The sequence below is a fragment of the Thermodesulfovibrionales bacterium genome (assembly GCA_026417875.1).
Lineage (GTDB): Bacteria > Nitrospirota > Thermodesulfovibrionia > Thermodesulfovibrionales > CALJEL01 > CALJEL01.
Genome location: JAOACK010000114.1, coordinates 1 through 952, shown reverse-complemented (window position 1 = coordinate 952; position 952 = coordinate 1). Strand labels below are relative to the sequence as shown.

General features: G+C 36.3%; 4 protein-coding genes. All 4 read left to right on the top strand.

The genetic code is table 11. The features are described 5' to 3' along the window. Positions 1-285, top strand: a 285-nt coding sequence (locus N2257_10710; protein ID MCX7794855.1) for a hypothetical protein, incomplete at its 5' end; no start/stop codon positions are given. Continuing rightward, positions 260-490: a ferrous iron transport protein A gene (locus tag N2257_10705; protein MCX7794854.1), complete on the top strand. Its 231-nt coding sequence runs from the start codon at positions 260-262 to the stop codon at positions 488-490. The genes N2257_10710 and N2257_10705, both read left to right, overlap by 26 nt. Further along, positions 487-714 (top strand): ferrous iron transport protein A, encoded by a 228-nt coding sequence (locus N2257_10700; GenBank protein MCX7794853.1) that lies wholly within the window; start codon positions 487-489, stop codon positions 712-714. Before N2257_10705 ends, N2257_10700 begins: the two co-directional genes overlap by 4 nt. Then, positions 711-952, top strand: a 242-nt coding sequence (locus N2257_10695; GenBank protein ID MCX7794852.1) for a 50S ribosome-binding GTPase, incomplete at its 3' end; no start/stop codon positions are given. The genes N2257_10700 and N2257_10695, both read left to right, overlap by 4 nt.

Here is a 952-nt window from a genome sequence, read left to right as displayed (position 1 = left end):
CACGAAAGATTTGATGGAAAAGGTTATCCTTCAGGTATTAAAGAAGAAGAAATTCCTATCGGAGCAAGAATAATTGCAATAGCAGATGCATTATCAGCCATGACAAGAGATAGGGCATACAGAAAGGCATTGAGCTTTGAGGAGGCAATTAGAGAGTTAAAGAATAATGCAACAATACAATTTGATCCTGCTTTAATAGAGGCTACAATGGATGTTACAGACATTATCTATCAATTTTTATATAAAACGGGAGGGGGAAATGATACCACTGGCCTTGTTATGTGATGGTGATAAAGCAGAAATTATTGATTTTATTAAAAAAGGAAAGTCACTTCTTTGTCATCTAAGAGATATGGGACTTTTTACTGGGAGGGTTGTTGAAGTAGTTAGCAATAGGGGTAATGGTCCGATACTTCTAAAAGTAAATGATTCAAAAGTTGCCATAGGTAGAGGCATGGCAATGAAAATAATGGTAAGGAGGATAGAGTGAAACTGAGTGAACTCAAGATAGGACAGAAGGCAAAGATTATATCAATAAACTCAAAGGGAATGATAAAAAGAAGACTTATGGATATGGGAGTTATTGCAGGAGAGACTATAAAAGTGGAAAAAGTTGCACCTTTAGGAGATCCAATTGACATTATTGTGAAAAACTATCATCTCTCATTAAGAAAATCTGAGGCAGAGGAGATAGAGGTGGAGGTAATAGGATGAAAACAATAAAGGTAGCAGTGGCTGGAAATCCAAATTCTGGAAAATCTACACTTATAAATGCCATAGCAGGAACTTCTCTTCAAGTGGGTAACTGGCCTGGGGTTACTGTTGAAAAGAAGACAGCTTCTCTAAGGATGGACGATATATTAATTGATCTAATTGATCTGCCTGGCATATACAGTCTTAGTCCCTATACTCAAGAGGAGGTTATAGCAAGAGATTTTCTTGTTAAAGAAAA